This window comes from Pseudohongiella acticola, from assembly GCF_001758195.1.
Classification (GTDB): domain Bacteria; phylum Pseudomonadota; class Gammaproteobacteria; order Pseudomonadales; family Pseudohongiellaceae; genus Pseudohongiella; species Pseudohongiella acticola.
This window is the reverse complement of record NZ_MASR01000001.1, coordinates 1,986,550-2,004,001: the sequence shown is the minus strand read 5'-3', so window position 1 is coordinate 2,004,001 and position 17,452 is coordinate 1,986,550. Positions and strand designations below refer to the sequence as shown.

The window sequence follows — 17,452 nt, the reverse complement described above, 5'->3', positions numbered from 1 at the left end:
AGAGGCAAAGCATATCATGTAGGCCGACAGATAGTTTTTCACTCAAAGAAGGCGGACAAAGCCTCCAGGAAGCGCTCCTCGTCCAGACCCGCCCGGCCTACCGGCTTGGGCTGCGCTCCCCACATAGCAACCACCAGATTCTTGTCCGGATCAACAAACACGTACTGGCCAAATATGCCGACCGCGGAGTAGCTTTGTTCGTGGAACGGCCACAACATATAACCGTAAGCCACCTGCTCGCCGCCAATTATTTTCGGGGCGCCTGCTGTGGCCATCCAGCCTTCGGGCAGCACGCGCTCACCATTGATGACGCCATCATTAAGCATGAACATGCCAAAGCGGGCATAGTCGCGCAGGGTGGCGGACAGACCGCTGCCGCCCACTTCCAGGCCATCGGGGGATTGCAGCCACCAGTTGGCATCGGCTTCCATGCCCATCTTCGACCAGATTTTTTGCGACAGGTAATCGGCCACCGGCATGCCCGTCGCTGCCTGCACCAGCGCACCGGCCAGCTGGGTTTCACCGGTGCTGTAGTTCCAGCGCGTCCCAGGCTCGGCCGCCCGCGGCAGTGAAGCCATCAGGTCCAGCACGGCACCGGGCTGTCCACTGATCTGTGCTTCCAGCATACGCCTCCGGTCAGACGCCGGGTCGGTGTAGGTCTCGTTCCAGGCGACGCCCGAGGCCATCTGTAAAAGGTTCCGGACGGTGACACCATCGTAGGCAGTGCCGACGAAGCGGGGAAGGTAGTCCACAATCTGGTCGTCAATGCTATTGATATGGCCGTCATGTATGGCTGCGCCAATCAGCGTTGCTGTGATCGATTTGACTACTGACATCGACATCCAGCGCGTGCGTGCATCATTGCCCAACAAATATTTCTCAAACAGAATTTCACCGTCACGGATGATCACCATGCCGCTGATCCGGTTCAGGGACAGCACGTCATAAAGATCATAGGTCTGACCATCAACGCTGTAGGAGAATGATTGCAGCGGCGTGTCGCTGACCGGCAACGGATAAACAGCGTCACCACGCGGCACCGTGCGGGTGGGAAACAGGCGATCAATGTTGCGGAAGGTGTTTACCTGAATATCGGGATACAGCCTGCCATCGTAGACCTGCCGCACGGTGCCGATAGGTTCGTCAGCGTGCGGGTAGGGGGATTCGGCTGCGTTGGCAACGGAAGCAATTGTCAGCAGCGTAAAAACAACTGAGCTGGGGACTATTGAAAACAAATTCATATTGTGGTCCTTGTGGCAGAGACAGCGATGGCGACGCATCAAGAGTTTGAACTGTTATTGCAGCAGGGCCGATTGCACATGTTTGCCCAGGCCCTTGCCAGCCTCTTGCATGGTCAGGTAGGTCTGGTCGGCGCCTGCTTCAACAATCCGGGCCACGTGGTCTTCATACAGTGCATGAGAGATCACCGCCCCCTTGAACCCTTTTGCCCGTAACTGACGGGCGGCGAATACCTTGGCGTCTACCAGGTCCATTGCCAGTACAACGGCACGGATGCCGGAAAAATCGGCACCCTGCCAGAAGTTTGAGTCCTCGGCATCGGTGTAGAGCACCTTGCGCCCCTTTTCGACCTGTGCGGCAACCCGGTAAGGATCTGACTCCAGCCCGATAACAGAATTGCCGTGGGCTGCCAAATAATCATAGGCTGCGGAGCCGGTACGCCCCATGCCCAGCACCAGCACCTGAGCATCGCCAAACTCGGCCGGCTCTTCATCGGGGTGTTTGCTTTTGAGTTCGAATTTGCCCAGGTAGCGTTCGACGCGGGTAAACATCGGATGGGCAAAACGGTTCAATGGCGCGGCAATCACAAATGAGATTGCCACCGTCAGTGCCAGCGGCACAATCCATTCGGGCAGCACTGCTGCTGATACAATCAGACCAAATTCACTGTAAGCGGTCAGGCTCAAACCGGCGAGCATGGCATTACGTGCGCGCAGCCGGAACAGAATCAGGATAAAGAAGAACAACAGACCCTTGAGCGGCAGAATAAGCGCAAACATCAAGGCGAATGCCACGTCACTCATATCGGGCAGGCCCTGCATGCCGATCTCCAGAAAGAAACCCACCAGGAAGATCTCCTTCAGGCTCCACAGCGAGTTCGACATTTCAGTGGCGCGCTTGTGGTTGGCCAGCAGCACACCCATCAGCAGCGCGCCGATCTCCGGGCTGACACCGACCACCTCGAATGCATAGCCGCCAATAACCAGCGCCATCACCATGCCCATCAGCACCATGATCTCGTCATGGCCACTGAGGTCGAGCAGTTTGTGCAGCACCGGTCGTAGCAAAGGCAGGCCCAGAATCCACAGCGCCCAGATGGACGGAGTCTCTCCGCTCCAGGCCGCGATAACGCCCAGTGCAACGATGTCCTGAATGATAAGAATGCCAATGGCAACGCGGCCATGAAAGGCAGCGATTTCACGCTTTCCCTCCAGAATTTTTGCCGCCAGTACCGTACTGGAAAAGCCCAGCGCCATGGCAATCAACAGGGCGGTATTCCAGTCCACTTCCATGAAAAAGTGAATGCCAGGGGTAAAAATACCCACGGTGATGGCAAAATGCAGCATGCCGCCGCCGATCACCTGAGGTTGAACAAGCTGGCCGATCTTGAGTTTCAGCCCCACCGAGAACAGCAGCATCAAAACGCCGAGGTGGGCAACATAATGCAGAATATCGCCTGCCGTGTCGGGCAGGCCGAGTACGGGGCCGAAGGCGTCCGGCCGCCAAAAAACCAACCAGCGGGGGCAGCCCAATCTGCTTGACCAACAGGCCCGCAAAAAAAGCGAAGCTGAGAACGAGGACCTCAAACATGCGTCATTCCTGTGATCTGGTATTTGTTTCGACCATACTACGAAAGAGGAATGTTGGGTAGTAGCTGTCTCGCGGTGGCTGGTGCTAGTCTGTCAACGACCAGGTATAAACCACCGCCTGCTCATCGTCCTCCTCACTACCCAGTCTTGTGTATAGCGCTCGTGCTGCAGTGTTGCTGACTTCCGTTGCTACCCACGCTTCAACGCAGCCAAGTCGTTTGCCATGCCCGAGCAACTCTGCAACCAGGTCTTTGCCGATGCCCTGACGCTGGTAGCGCGGCGATACACCAACCTCATTGACAAAAAGCTGAATCGGTTTGTCCGGATGCACATAGGCGATGCCTGTGGCCATGCCGACCACTGCATCGCCAGCGACTGCCACCACCAGCAGGTTAGAAGGGTTTGCCAGGAAGTCGTTGAGGAGCTCTGGCTGAACAGGGTTGTCGAAGACGTCATCATCAACGCGCGTAAGCAGCGCCCTGTTGTCCGGCGTTACCCGGTGGATTGTTATGTAATGTGTCGTCATCGTTCTATTACATTGCCCATGTCCAGCGCCAGCACACTATCAACGAGGCTAAGCGATATAATCTATTCCTGTTTGCGATAGTCCGACCAGATCAATATTGACAGCGTTTTCATTCAGGTCGGCGGCCATTCGTGCCAGTTCCAATTGTGTCAGTTGTCCACTGGTGATTTGCTCAACAAAACTGTCTATCGTCACTTGATCCGGCGCTACGCCAATGATGTTGTTATACAACAAATTTACTACGGAACCGTTTGATCGATTGGTTGACAGAACTGCATCCAGCGCAAAGTCCAATAACTCGTTGTACGTTGCGCCGCGCTCGAGCTCAGCCAGACCGATGCCGACGTACTCCGGGATCGTCACGCCCACCGGGCCAAGCACCGCGCCTAATACTTTCGCAACGATGCCCGCATCACCTTGCAAATCGTAGGCACGTGAGGCAGCGGGCGGAGTGAAACTGACAAGTTCATTGTGGTTAAAGGAATTGATTGACTCAGTGCCCTCAGCGGTAGTCCAGATTGAAGCGAGCTTGATGCCTTCTACTCGGCCGTTGCCATTAAAGTCTGCCCACAAAACATGCGGTCCACCGGCACCACTGCTGACCTGGTGTAAAGAGAAGTGTCCGGCGCCATCATTCAGATAGTACTGTGCCTCTGCGTCGTGTTTTGGCGTTCCGATAATATCAAGAGCGCCATCGTTGTTCAGATCCATTAACTGCCACATGTCCGTCCAGTCTATACGCCCGCCATAGGTATGGGGGCTATCGCCCGGATCTCCTATTCTGGCATTGGTCTGATCGCTAAAGTGGCCTGTGCCGTCATTGATCAACACCTGGAAATAACTGCCGCCGTAGTATGGTTCGTCACGGGACTGTTGTATCAGCAGGTCGTTATCACCGTCGCCATCCAGATCCGCAATCCAGTGTTTCAAAGGCAAAGACAGATCGCTACCATACACCGATACCGGCAACATACTTGAGTTCGCTTCGGTAAATCCCGCCTGCTTGTCATTGTAAAAAACCCGATTAATGACGCTGGCATGACCCCATCCGGTCACCAGATCATCAAGGCCATCACCGTTCACGTCACCCAGTGCAAAATCAAGCAGGAATGCGGTCTCTGCACCGTTTATTGTCGGTTCTACCCAGCTAAGTAACTTCTTCATAAAGGGTGTAGAGAGATACTCGAAATGGCCTTCTCTGGTCTGCAAAAGCGCAAAGGCACCACTGAAATCGCCGACCAGTACATCGTCCATGCCGTCGCCGTTAATGTCACCCACGGCCATCGAGTGTGCATCGATTGCGCTTGCTCTGCCTGACATGCTGGCAGCCTCTGTCCTCGTATTGCTTACGATTTGATGGGTAATATCAGCGAACGGTTTGGTATTCGTGAACGTCAGATCTCCGAACCGCCATGGGATATCTGTGCGAGTCTCGGTTTCTATGGCGGTATCGTGGGCCGCCGTCACCAAGATTTCTGTTTGTGTGCGTTCAAGAAAAAGTGTATCCGAACGGCGGGATCCGGCAACAAACGGTGTTTGGGCGGACAGTTCTTCGCTGTACACAAGCTGCCCACCAATATTCTCAAAAACCTGCATTGAGTACCGTGTGTCCACGCCGGTTCGATAACCACGGGACATCGGTATGACTGCGTCAAGATCCCCGTCCTGGCCAATGTCCGTGAGCAATGGCGCTTGTGCCCCGTACGACACCAGCTGAGGCTCATAATAAACGCCCGCATACCACCAGCCTTCCGACATCTCGGTCTCGACAAAACTGGTCAGCGTGGCAAGCGCCAACATGGCCTCACTGGCCTCGTAAACTGGGGTTATCGTGATGTCTGAAAATACGATGGAATCGACGCCTTTAAGTGTAAAGACGTTGTTATTACCTTTGATGGTGACAGTGTCCCCATGTTGTCTGATGCTGTAATCCTGGCTCTGCAACTGCCACATCTGAACAACGTCGTGGCCGTCACCCAGCCGCAGCGTGACATTGTTGCCAAAGGCAAAAACAGTCTCGCCAGCGTCAGTACCGATGATTTCCCCGCCAAGCGGTGACATATGGATGGTATTAATGCCACTGACCTGGTCGCGGGCGCCAAAACCATCGTCAGCCCAGCCTTCAACCAGGTTCATGATCAATGGTTTCTGTGCTGCCCAGGCCGCATAGGAGCTATTGCCGGAGCCGACAATAATGTCATTGCCCGGACCGGACGCAAACGTGACACCATCGCCCAGGTAGACGGTGTCATTGCCGCCATCGCCGTAAATTATATCGGATGAACCAAATCCAAGTGCCGTAGTGGCCTGGATAACGTCATCACCTTCGGTGTAGTGGTGATCGGGCATAGGAACTCCTGCTATTATCGTTCAAAGACGGAAATACAGTTTGTGTCCATTGATCAATTAAAACGTACACATCGGGCTGATCGTGGTCAGGGATTATAAGATACTCCTTTATCTCAGAGGGCGAAACAATATTAATTCTAACGATCCTGATCAATAATTCGATAGCCGGAAGGGGTATATTCGATGGAACTGGGGAAGTCCAGATCCTCTATTTTAGAATGGCCGACAAAAACAGGGTCATCAGCGGCCCTGGACTCGCCATAACGTCGCATAAACGCATCTTCAGATTCCCGATCAGGTATTTCGCCGGATAGCGCGGTGCGTATGATCTGAGCGACGGGCACCGGGCTGCGTGAAAAATTCTCAAGCCAGTCGACTTCGTTGGCCTGATGTTCCAACAAGTAACGACCAACATATATAAGGGCCATATCACCTTGATTAAACGAAAATATATCAGAGTAGGCTATTGATTCGGGTGTCGTGATCTGCGAGCAACACTAACGGTCCAGCAGGCGACCAGATCCGCCAAGCTGATAATAGACAACCGGGAGAAAATCATCTGGCCCCCAGCCTGGGTCATTGGTCCATTGTGCATCATAGGCTGAGGTTGGCTGTGCTGCCATCACTTCCTCGAGCTTCTTGCCGTCACGGATCATCGCGAGTACCTTGCCCTGAATATCGACGATCATGTCGCGAAACGCCACCAGTGCGTCCCGCTTTACCACGTCGAGTCCATGGCCGGGTATTATTTTTGTATCCGGGCCGGCTATCTCAATAGCCAGGTCCAATGCAGCAATTGTTCCTTGCAGGGTGCCACCATTATAAACATCGATAATCGGGTAGCTTGTGGTGCGATACACATCACCCAGGTGCAGCACATCAGACTCGGAAAAATAAACAAAAACATCGCCATCCGTGTGCGCTGGCGGTGCCAGAAAGGCGCGCACTTCTTCGCCGTTCAGATGAAAGCTCATGGTGTCGTTAAACGTGATCAGCGGTCTCGCTGCTTCCGGCTGTTGCGGCACAAAGGTGCCGCCAGCCCTGGGAAAGCGGCTCATTTCCTCGAAGAAGCGTACCCGTGTATTGTCATGGGCAAAAATCAGCACGCCGCGCTCTGCCAGACTCCGGTTGCCGCCCACATGATCAATATGGATGTGAGTGTTAATCAGGAAACGAATATCTTCCTCGCTCACCTGGCGTACAGCGGCAACCAGCTTGTCCGCCAGTGGTTCAAATAATGAATCAACCAGTAGCACACCGTCAGGGCCGATCTGAACGCCAATGTTGCCACCACCGCCCGGGCGTTGCACCATGTGGACATTGCCTGCTACTGGCTCGATGGAAAGTTCCACGCCATCAAAGTTCCCCTGTGCACTGGCCCCACTGCTGACAAGCAGGGCCGCAGCCATGAATGTCATGCTAATCATCCCGTATAACCTGCTTTTATGGTCAAGTTTCATCTGCTTCTCCTGATGTTTCACTCACCCAGACGGGCACGGGTTTCTCCCGACATTTTGGTAGCTGTTTTGGCATCTTCAATAATCAGATTAACCAACATATAAACCGGGGCATCATTCATAACCCGCTCCGTCCAATCGTTAGTACAAAACAACTGTTTTTAGTGGCAACCGAAGCGCAACAATAACCTGTTTGCTCCCTGTCCGGTAGGCTCGAGCTGCTTTATCAGACCCAATGCCATTGTTCAATTGACTGCTAACAGAGTAACATCAGGCTACGCTTGCGCCACGGTACGAATATCTGAATCAGCCAACGTCTCCGCTCAGCGCCGTTTTTGTCGAACACGACTCAAGAATCAAAATAATCCGGAGCATTACCCATGAAAGCCAGAATTTTCGCCTGTTTCATCACTCTCCTGTTCACCCTGCCTTTTTCGCTGCACGCGCAAGATTCGGCCGACGGTCTCTGGGACTTTGTTATGACAGGCCCGTCCGGTGATGTCACCGCCGAAGTAGATCTGTTTAGCGACGGTACCTCTTTAATAGGTCAGTTTGAACTGGCGGACGGTCGCGTCTGGCCGATCAGCAACGGACAGGTCAGCGGCTACACCATCAGCTTTGATCTGGAGCGTGGTGACTCCGGTGTTGTCTATGAAATGACCGCCACCATTGACGGCGATCAGGCCACCGGCACTGCTGTTGCCATGGGCGAGACCCGAGAGTGGCGCATGACCCGGGCGCAGTAAGCTGCACGATCAGTTAACCACAATTGGCTTTGGTAATATCGCTGATGTAACGCTCAAGATCATAGATGCGCACCCCGGAAGAAATGCTCACAACATAGGTCGCGAACATCACATAGCGTTGCCAGGCAGCACTGATGTCGTCCTGAATGATACGGCTAAAGATAGCGCCAATGGGTTTGCGAAAGACTTTGGCCGCCGTGTAGGAGACGGCAACCGACAGGCTCAGGGTGACGGCAAGCAGGGTGAAAAACATTGTCGCTCCAGGATGATCGATGCGTGAATCTGGACTTTGACTCGACGATACAACGAATACGGGACATTGGGTAGTGGCTGCGTTTTCTCTACCTTGCTGGCCTACACATGTTGATCAAACAGGATGGGATTGCCATCCGGATCAATAACCGTGAAGCTACCCGGGCCCTTGTCCGCGTTGATAGATTCCTGAGCTATCTCGAGTCCTTGCGCTTTGAGCTGTTCACGCAACTGGCGCACATCGTCAAATGAGGCAAGACCTTCAGCACTCTGATTCCAGCCCGGATTAAAGGTCAGCATGTTCTTGTCAAACATGCCCTGAAACAAACCGATGTTGGTATCACCATTTTTCATGATTAAAAAACCATGTGATGCCTCGCCAGCATAGACATGAAAACCAATTTTTTCGTAGAAGGCTTTTGAAACCTGCAGGTCTTTCACCGCCAGACTTATTGAGAAGCAACCCAGTTTCATTTTCCTATTCTCCTGCCGCCACTGGCGGTGATAGTTTCGTTTGCAGAATTCGTCATGTACTGGTCACCGGCGCCCCTGCAACCAGGCGAACTCTCCCGGATTAACCAACGCACAGGCAGCAGCCATACCGTCTTTACGACTCTCTATGTTGCCGTGTGAACAAGACGCAAATGCTAGGCATTCACTACACGTCCATTAACCAGTTCATCTTTATCCGGGACTTCATATTTTGGCTCCATAAAACCAAACATAAAATCAGTTACCTCAAAAGAGTAAACGTCAGGATCTTTCTCGACATTTCTGGTTTCAACACGCTTTTTCCGAATGTCACTGGGAGCATTCAGGTAATGCACTTCGGGGTCAACACCAATCTTCATTGCAAGCTCACGGAAACGGGTTCTCTGCTCCTTGGTGGTGAAACCAAGGTCCAGGATCACATTCCCGTCCAGTTTCAGGATCTGCTCGCTCACACTCCATATCTGCACATAACATCGATTGACACGTTCAAGCATCCAGGAATAGTCAAGCGTGGTCATGTCTTTTGAGAACAGGTTCTGCATCCACGGGTCTATCGAGAAGCGGACCGCACCGATCTCCCTGGCCTGTGACAAAGAATAGGTGGTTTTACCTGCGCCGGTAGGGCCGGTAACAATGATCAATCTCGCCATATTTAAAAACTCCCCATGCGGTCACGATGCTTTTTTAAACGTTGATGTTGTAATTGAGATCATTGGCTTCATTGCCTGTCATGCCGCGAAAGCCCACTGATGGGGAGCCTGCTCTTTAATTCCATAAATTACGATCACCCCGGCTCCCGATAATGCTATTAACAACGGTAAGATTTGGCACGTTTGGCGGCGAAACTGACTGTATAAGAGCAGAACAAGGCTTGACTGGCAACTGGCCGGTGGTGGAAATCCGCGTCAAGTCGCAAACCCAGGCGGTTATCCAGTCTCCGGTTGCGCCAGGTTTGCAGAAGATAATGAAATCAATGTTTCCTCAGATCACAGCTTGGTGCGCCAACCGCCTCGACACGGGGTGGGCGCTTGCAACCAGGCCGTGATGAACAGCCGGTTTTCGGTTATCCTTCAGGTAATTCGGAGGATAGTTTATGAGAGCCCAACACACACACGCCAGTTCCGGCCGCCCAACCCTGGTCGCAGCTCTGCTGTCGGTCGTGCTGTTCTGCCTGAGCGGGGCGGCCAGCGCCGCTGAAACCCGATACCAGGTGGACCTGTCCGAGCGCGCCATGCAACAGGTCACCATCGAAGCGCGATTCACTGAGGTGACCGGCGACACACTTGATTTCCACCTGCCCATCTGGCGCTCCGGCTTGTATCTGGTGCTGGATTTTGTTGGTACGGTGTCCGGCATGGAGGTCAGGGATGGCAATGGCGAGGCACTGGTGTATGAGCAGACTGCGAAGTCGTCCTGGCGTGTCAGCCGGCCCGACTCAGGCAGTGGTGACGTTGTGGTTCGCTACCGCGTGTATGCCAACAGCCTGACTGATCGCACGCGACATGTGGATGCTGATCATGCCTTTCTGAACCCGGCTGCGGTATTTATATATGCCGACCAGCATCGCGACCTGCCCATCGCAGTCTCCATGGACCTGCCGGACGGCTGGCGGGCCGCCAGCGGCATGGAGCAACCGGAGCAGGGCCGCTTTGTGGCGCCGCACTATGACCGTCTGGTGGACTCACCGATTGAGGCCGGCACCTTCGATCTGGTGACGTTTGAAGCGGCCGGCATGACGGTCGATTTTATGATTCACGGCATCTGGGATGGCGACGAGGAACGGCTTGCCAATGATATGAGTGCCCTCGTCGAAGCCACAGCCGAGGTGTTTGCGGCTTCGGACACGGGCCTGCCGACAGACTACTACCTGTTCATGCTGCACAGCGGTGACGGCCTGGGCGGCGGCACCGAGTATTACAACAGCACGCTCGTGCATACCGACCCGCGCGCGTTCTGGGACGAGGATCGCTGGCAGGGTTTTCTGGGACTCATGGCGCATGAGTTTTTCCACACCTGGAACGTCAAGCGCTTCCGGCCGGCATCGATCGACCGCTACGATTACCAGAGTATCAATTACACAGAGCTGCTCTGGGTCGCCGAGGGCCTGACCAGTTATTACGATCAGTTGCTGCCGGTGCGCGCGGGCCTGGTCCCCGTGGATGATTATCGGGATCAACTGGCCGATGCCGTCAGCAGCGTGGTCGACGCGCCAGGCTACAACCAGGACACTTTGGCCCGCGCCAGCCTCGAAGCCTGGACCAAAGGCTTTCATCGCGGCGCCGACCGGGCGCCGGACAAAGCCAACCGAACGGTGTCATTTTACAGCCAGGGTGGACTGCTGGGGCTGGTGCTGGATCTGGAGATCCGCCGAATGAGTAATGGCGATCGCAGCCTGGATACTGTCATGACGGCACTGTATGACGACTTCCCGCTAGGCGGTGGTGGATTCACCTACGCTGATTTCCGCGAACGTCTGGCCGCAGCCGGCGGTGATGCCCTGGCCGAACGACTGGACAGCTGGGTGTACGACACGCAGCCATTGCCGCTGGCCGACGCACTGCAGTCGATAGGCTGGCTGCTGGATCGTGAAGACACCAGCGAAGACCCGGTGCAGGTGTCGCTGGATGCCTCACTGCGCGGCAATCCCCCGGTAGTGTCTTCACCCCGGTTGGATGGCGCTGCCTGGAACGCCGGTATTAATGCCGGTGATGAGCTGGTGGCACTGGATGGCGCTCGTATTGGCAGCAATCTGGATGCCCTGCTCAGGCGCTACAGCCCCGGCGATGAAGTGGAGTTTTCGCTGTTCCGCGATGGCCGACTGAGAACCGTACCAGTGACGCTGAATCCGGTACGCGGCGAACATGAACTCGAGGTTGACGAGGAGGCCAGTGAGCCAGTGCGCCGTATGCGCGGCGACTGGCTCGGTGGCGTCGAGGAAGACGCTGACGCGTGAAGTGCAAACAGTGCAGACCGCATGGTGATGCCGTCAACGAATCGGGTAGTTTGCATTGCGCACCTTGCGTAGAAGAATGAGTCCGCAGATGAAGTTGGGCAATCCCATAACAACAGGCAAGAACGTAGTGAACGAACCGAGTCCCTGAAGCGCATCAGGACTCGCTTCAGCGCCGCTCGTCTGGCTTCCAGTGAGAATCATGAACAGGACGCAGTCCCACAGAGCGTGATAGATGATTGCCGGCCAGATCGACCCGGTGCGAATGACGATAGCGACGAACAGGATGCCGCTCATACCGGCGGGGATCGACTGCATTAAGGCCCCGCCCAGGTCACCGGTGTTGATGACATTGAGAATGTGCACCGCGCCGAACAATATCGAGCTGACGATAATGGCAGCCCAGACCTGATAGCGTGTCAGTAACGCACGAAACAATACGCCCCGGAACATCACCTCCTCGGAAATGCCAACCAGCAACGTGTTAAGCACGATGAAAACAAGCATCCACCCTGCGGGTAATCCGACGATAAACAACATCATCGAAATCAGGCCTAACCAGAGTGCGGGGAACCACATGACCCGAACGACTGAGTGGGCCCGATTGAAATGCAGGTCATGCCACTTAAATACATAGATGGCTACCGCAAGCAATACAACAGCGGCCACGAACTGCCAGCCGATGCCGTTCTTGACCATTTCATCGAGAGGAACCTGTTCTCCGCCGAGCAACAGCTTCGCCCCCAAAAGCGTTACCACAATCCACAGGCCGTATACGGCGATGCTTATAGCGATGCGGGTGTTCACAATCGGGTCTCCCTGGGTTTCTGACTGCCTATTCTGAGGAGTTCTCCAGAATCCTGCCAATGCGGCTGTAGATAATATCAGAGATCCCTGTGGCCTTACCGCCGACTACATTCGCCATGCCCCAGGTGTCCCCGCCGGTTGTACTGACAAACTGCACGACTACCGTATCAAGGTTCCTATGATAACGGGCAATACTGTAGTACCCGGGTATCCAGCCGGTATGTTCGAATTCGTAGATGGAGGCGTAGATTGCCAGCTCGTCGTCACTGAGTAACGAGCCATTATTCAATGCTCTGAGGAATATCCCGACGTCCTGTGCGGTAGCAATCATCGAACCACCCGGGATGACATAGTCAAGCCGCCTCAGGTCATCATCAAATTCATACCAGTACCCACTGACAACATCGGCGTATTCCACCTGGCTGAGCAGACCGTAAGTATTGGTTAGGCCAAGAGGAGACAGTATTTCATCAGCAATATATTGATGATGACTGTATCCCAGCTCGTTATCCAGGATACGGGCAATCAGCAGATAGTTAGTATTGGAGTAACTGTAGCGCGCGTCCGGCGCAAAATCCGCCGGGTCATCCAGAACCAGTTCCAGAGCCTTGTTGATGTCTGTCTGTGAAGTAAACCAATCCCAGTCTTCATCATCTGTGAAATTTGCAATGCCACTGCGGTGCTGCACCAGCATTCGCAGGGTAATCTGATCAGCGTATGCAATCCTTCCAGCCAATGCAGGCAGATAGTCAGCAAGAGTGTCATCCAGCGACAGACTCCCGTTATTGACCAGTTTGGCAACAGCAGCGGCGATATACAGTTTACTGATGCTGCCAATTCTGAATAGTGCGTTTGGGTCTGTCGGCTCTTTAGTGTTTTTGTTCTTCCAGCCGGCCGCGTAGAACTGTGGGGCTGTCTCGGCCTGATCAACATAAACAATGATGCCATCCAGGCCATACTCAATTGCGTCGTCGACCTGCTCCTGTACCGTATCTGGCAATGGCGCGATCCATGGTGGCACCAGGTCCATTGGGGCGATACTGATAGTGATAACAAGTGCCAGGATGGGCATGCCAATTCCAAGAATCCGCTTTACTCGGTCCTGCTTTTGCATCAGGGTTATCCTCTCTGTTTCGCTTGACGTCCGCTCCGAAGCAGCCGTGGACCACTGCCATCCGACTCTGCTCCCGATCTTAAAGCCCTCGATGACGCCCACTACTACGGCCGACAAGACGCCTGTCGCGATTGTCACGCTTTGCTATGTATTTGCTGGCTCGAGTCCTGTCGCATCGACAAACTCCAGCCATTTTTTTGCGACCCTTGTCCCGTGGTCACCGGATAGATATGACAAACCGTGACTTCGGTTCTCTGCCGTTACAACGTGAGCGATTGCGTCGCAGGTTTTATGCATATGCAAAAGTGCATACATTTCCGCTGACGCGGCCATATGCCGAGCGATTTTAGGCCGTTCATTTGCTTCATTTGTACGCTCTAGAGCATCTCTCAATGCAAATGTGTAAGCTGTCAGTTTATTTATAATATTGTCCATACATTAAGTTGTACGCTTCCACCCTGGTTATTATCCGACTTCGTCAGCAGACAATCTGATTATTGATATCCAAACTTCATCCATTTGCGGGAGCCATTGCCTTAGCAGGGGAGATGTTGATTCAGCTTCGCCAACACAAATATATTGTCGGGATCTGGCGCAAGCGCCAACGCGACAGAGGCAGTTAGAAATATCGCCACGGTCTCAATCGGTATCATTCTGCTACTCTCCTGTGCTCGCAGCAAGGCGCGCGCCCAAGGCAACAAACAGAGCACCAAGGCCTCGGTCCATCCATAAGCCAACTCGCCGATTCTCCCACAAGAATGCCCCTAACTGTGAACCCGCCAATACCACGGGTGGTTCTATGAAAGCGGCCACAACAATGATCAGAGTTCCATGCAAGAACAACTGCGCACTCACAGGGCCGGCGCCTGCCACGACAAACTGCGGCAAGAAAGCCAGGAAGAATATGGCTACTTTCGGATTAAGAGCAGACACCAGAATTCCCTGCAGATAGATCGACCGCATCCGTTGATTGCTGGCGTTCTTGTTGGCTATAAAAGAGTCGCCACGCGACAGTAACATTTTTATACCGAGCCAGACCAGATACGCAGCGCCAATCCACTTAACGACAGAAAATGCCAAAGCAGACGTCGCAAGGATTGCGGAAAGGCCCAGCGCTGCCAATACTACATGCAACCCAGCACCGGTCCATACGCCCAGCATCGCAGCGAAGCCATGTCGTCGTCCATTGCGCAAGGTCTGTCCCAGGATGAACGCGATATCCGGGCCGGGGGATAAGTTGAGAAGAATTGCCGCTGTAAAAAATGTCAGCCAGTGAACCAGGGTGTACTCAAACATTGCAAAAGTGTACTAGCATGTCCATCTCCAAAATTATGTTCAGGTTTCAGCAGCGCCCTTCCGGAAAAACCGCAATAGTTCTGTTCTGCCTAGAGTAGTTCTCATCTCCTGACCTAGCATGAGTAATGCTCTGCTAATGTGCGCCTGCGGTGTCAGCATTCAACGATTTGTTATCCGCAAGTCTTTCTCCAAAGACATATCTGAGACCCCGTGAACTCAGCCCAGGTGGGGCTGACATGTGATTCTCGTCCGACATTATCTTGTGATCTATGCACAGGCTTGGATAGTCACGGGCCGTCAATTTCGAAACAAGTGCGGGTACCAGCTTAGCGACTTCAGGCCAGCCGTGCTCATCGTTCCAATTTACCATTGAGTTAACGTGATCCTTGAGCATAGGGTTCTTATCGGCAATTGAGAGCGCATCCGCTCGCAAATGCTCGGTTACTTCCAAAGCACCGGCGCCCATAAAAACAACGGCGTCAAGGTCGTTGTGCCGGCTGGCATAGGCTTCTTCCCATTGCCAAACCTGTTGATTTCGCCACCAGATCGCAGGGCTGGCAACAATGTATCGGTTAAACGTATCAGGTGCGGTCAGCAGTGTCCAAACACCGAACAGCCCCCCCAATGAAACCCCAATCAACGTAGAATCACTCACTTTGATCGGATAGTGCTCAATCAGAAGCGGCTTGAGTTCTTCCCTGATGAAGCGCAAAAATTCCTCTGACCCGGGCTTTGACGCGGCCCCCAGCGCCCGAATCTCTGATTCACCAGGCTCGCTTGGTGCGTAGTCTCTATTACGGCTTGCCATTGCTTCCCCTAATGTCTCACCGGGATAACCAATGCCCACGACTATTGCCTCAGGAACTTCTCCACCCATTGTCAGCATCCGCTGAGTGCTCAGCAAGGATGCAAAGGAGGCATTGCCGTCAAGAGAAAAAATAGCCGGATAGAACGACTCAGTCCGCATACCGCTGGGCTTGCCAACAAATATTCTGAATGTGTCATTCACAATGTTCGACTTTATGTCAAAGTATTCGGCGTCAAACAGTCCGTTCATGGGGATCGCATGGATACTCATCATCTCGCTCCTCAGCAGTTGGGTGGCGAAATTATAAGGCGCCGCCCCAAAAGAAGGCAGTCTTATACTTTTTTGTACCGTTTGCTATAATGGTACTCAGACGGGATTCCCATGCCAGGCTCATCAGGCAACGTTGCGTTTCGTATCTTCATGTCCGCTAACGCCCTTACCAATAGACAACAGTATCGCTACTGCCCTTTTTGAACTGATTTTTATGTGCTGAATATATCTCAGTCCATCCTGTGCAGGTTATGCAGCACGTCGTTTGGAATAATGCCTAAAGCCCAGGTATGAAAAGAGAAGAAAAATAGCGAATGTTCCAATCAAGGCAGGCAAATACATACTTGCGATAACTGCGTCATTATCAAGTACATCTGGATATCCTGTTTGCCATAACACCCATTCTGACGCAATATTCGTCGCCAATGATGGATGGCCTGTCTCCAATATCACTATCGCATCACTGGTATCTGGATTAATTCGGGCAGTTGTATTTATTGCCGGGTCATTCGCTCCGTCGTGACCAAAAACGAAATCTCCACTTTCAGTTGGTGAGTATAAGATAGTACCCAATCCCCATATATCGAATCCCGATGTTCTGCCATGCGGTTCGCGCATTTTTTCAATCGTATCGACGCTGAGAGTATTCGAATTTTGCGAAGATGAAACCTGAGACATGACAAACTTTGATAAATCGGAAATGGAGGTTACGAATGCCGTGGCTGCTTTCGATGCGTACTGATACGCGGGAGCCTTTTCTCCATTACGGCCATATGACCCTGCGTTATTCTCGTAGTTGCCAATATAGCCATATCCTGAACGGTTCATCTCGAGCGGGCCAAACACTGACTCTCTCATATAATCTTCAAACGATTGCCCTGTAACTTCCTCGACCACCAGTTCCAGCAGAAGGTAGCCGCCACCAGAGTACCGCCATTCCGAGCCCGGTGCGTAAGACACCGCAATGCTTATATCTCTGTCGGATGACGCGCGAGGATTCGTTAGAGACTCTTCCAGCGTGGGCAATTCTTCATCAGCTTCATAGTCACCAAAACCGAGCCCATCGTTGAATCCCGCGGTATGACTGAGCAATCCACGAACGGTGACTTGATTGTTGTCGAATTGACCGGGGGGGAGCTCCCAGCGAGAAAGGTATTCTGAAATAGGTTTGTCCAAATCTAGCTCACCATTCTCAACTAGTTTCATAACGCCAAAGGCTGTAAACCATTTGCTCATTGAGGCAGTTGAAAACGCTGTATCCCTGTTTATCTGGTCAGAACCAGACGAGTAATACTCACCAGTAATGTGCCCATTTTCGATTAGAACAAAAGCTGAGTTCCCGGGATTCTCGACTTCCAGGCGATTGCTTGCATATTCGAAGAACTGTTCTGAGTTTCCAGGGGAGGCTATAGGCTGCATCCACCACCCATAGAACGCGCTAAAAAATACCATGCCCATCCAACAAGCCACAGCCAGGATAGAGCCAATGGTAAGCTTTAAATAAAACATTTCGAATCATCCTCTATATAAAACACATAACGCCGCGCTCTGCGGCGA

General features: G+C 53.1%; 16 protein-coding genes. 2 read left to right on the top strand and 14 right to left on the bottom strand.

Translation table 11 applies throughout. The features are described from left to right. Positions 1–38 precede the first annotated feature (38 nt). The 6 genes from PHACT_RS08465 to PHACT_RS08440 form a co-directional block, all read right to left on the bottom strand. On the bottom strand, positions 39–1,241 hold the full coding sequence (locus PHACT_RS08465) for a serine hydrolase domain-containing protein (protein ID WP_070116828.1): 1,203 nt from the start codon (positions 1,239–1,241) through the stop codon (positions 39–41). 54 nt (positions 1,242–1,295) lie between these two features. Then, positions 1,296–2,753, bottom strand: a complete 1,458-nt coding sequence (locus tag PHACT_RS08460; RefSeq protein WP_317622255.1) for a cation:proton antiporter domain-containing protein — start codon at positions 2,751–2,753, stop codon at positions 1,296–1,298. Between the two features lie 160 nt (positions 2,754–2,913). Beyond that, positions 2,914–3,354 carry a GNAT family N-acetyltransferase gene (locus PHACT_RS08455; protein WP_070116826.1) on the bottom strand — a complete coding sequence of 147 codons (441 nt, stop codon included), beginning with the start codon at positions 3,352–3,354 and terminating at the stop codon, positions 2,914–2,916. Between the two features lie 48 nt (positions 3,355–3,402). Beyond that, on the bottom strand, positions 3,403–5,703 hold the full coding sequence (locus PHACT_RS08450) for an FG-GAP-like repeat-containing protein (protein ID WP_070116824.1): 2,301 nt from the start codon (positions 5,701–5,703) through the stop codon (positions 3,403–3,405). Positions 5,704–5,840: 137 nt separating this feature from the next. Next, entirely contained in the window at positions 5,841–6,131 is a 291-nt protein-coding gene (locus tag PHACT_RS08445; protein WP_070116823.1) for a hypothetical protein, read from the bottom strand. Positions 6,132–6,200: 69 nt separating this feature from the next. Beyond that, entirely contained in the window at positions 6,201–7,121 is a 921-nt protein-coding gene (locus PHACT_RS08440; protein ID WP_169819423.1) for an MBL fold metallo-hydrolase, read from the bottom strand. A gap of 419 nt (positions 7,122–7,540) precedes the next feature. Between PHACT_RS08440 and PHACT_RS08435 the strand changes: the two genes are divergently transcribed. Further along, positions 7,541–7,906: a hypothetical protein gene (locus tag PHACT_RS08435; RefSeq protein WP_070116819.1), complete on the top strand. Its 366-nt coding sequence runs from the start codon at positions 7,541–7,543 to the stop codon at positions 7,904–7,906. A gap of 13 nt (positions 7,907–7,919) precedes the next feature. Here PHACT_RS08435 and PHACT_RS08430 read toward each other — a convergent pair whose 3' ends face one another. The 3 genes from PHACT_RS08430 to PHACT_RS08420 all read right to left on the bottom strand — a co-directional run bounded on the left by PHACT_RS08430 (position 7,920) and on the right by PHACT_RS08420 (position 9,300). Continuing rightward, on the bottom strand, positions 7,920–8,159 hold the full coding sequence (locus tag PHACT_RS08430) for a hypothetical protein (protein WP_070116817.1): 240 nt from the start codon (positions 8,157–8,159) through the stop codon (positions 7,920–7,922). Between the two features lie 101 nt (positions 8,160–8,260). Beyond that, the gene (locus tag PHACT_RS08425) at positions 8,261–8,632 is read right to left on the bottom strand and encodes a VOC family protein (RefSeq protein WP_070116815.1); all 372 of its coding nucleotides are present in this window, start codon (positions 8,630–8,632) and stop codon (positions 8,261–8,263) included. A gap of 173 nt (positions 8,633–8,805) precedes the next feature. Continuing rightward, on the bottom strand, positions 8,806–9,300 hold the full coding sequence (locus PHACT_RS08420) for an AAA family ATPase (RefSeq protein WP_070116813.1): 495 nt from the start codon (positions 9,298–9,300) through the stop codon (positions 8,806–8,808). Between the two features lie 443 nt (positions 9,301–9,743). Here PHACT_RS08420 and PHACT_RS08410 point away from each other — a divergent pair, with 443 nt between their 5' ends. After that, the gene (locus PHACT_RS08410; RefSeq protein WP_070116809.1) at positions 9,744–11,603 is read left to right on the top strand and encodes a M61 family metallopeptidase; all 1,860 of its coding nucleotides are present in this window, start codon (positions 9,744–9,746) and stop codon (positions 11,601–11,603) included. Positions 11,604–11,636: 33 nt separating this feature from the next. On the opposite strand, the gene PHACT_RS08405 is transcribed toward PHACT_RS08410, so the two are convergent. The 5 genes from PHACT_RS08405 to PHACT_RS08380 form a co-directional block, all read right to left on the bottom strand. Further along, a complete protein-coding gene (locus PHACT_RS08405; RefSeq protein ID WP_070116807.1) occupies positions 11,637–12,407 on the bottom strand; it encodes a CPBP family intramembrane glutamic endopeptidase in 771 nt (256 codons plus the stop codon). 28 nt (positions 12,408–12,435) lie between these two features. Beyond that, positions 12,436–13,521, bottom strand: a complete 1,086-nt coding sequence (locus PHACT_RS08400; protein WP_070116805.1) for a serine hydrolase domain-containing protein — start codon at positions 13,519–13,521, stop codon at positions 12,436–12,438. Between the two features lie 657 nt (positions 13,522–14,178). Continuing rightward, entirely contained in the window at positions 14,179–14,817 is a 639-nt protein-coding gene (locus PHACT_RS08390) for a LysE family translocator (protein ID WP_070116801.1), read from the bottom strand. Between the two features lie 133 nt (positions 14,818–14,950). Continuing rightward, positions 14,951–15,898, bottom strand: a complete 948-nt coding sequence (locus PHACT_RS08385) for an alpha/beta hydrolase (RefSeq protein WP_083264455.1) — start codon at positions 15,896–15,898, stop codon at positions 14,951–14,953. Between the two features lie 246 nt (positions 15,899–16,144). Continuing rightward, entirely contained in the window at positions 16,145–17,404 is a 1,260-nt protein-coding gene (locus PHACT_RS08380) for a serine hydrolase domain-containing protein (protein WP_070116797.1), read from the bottom strand. Between the last annotated feature and the right edge of the window lie 48 nt (positions 17,405–17,452).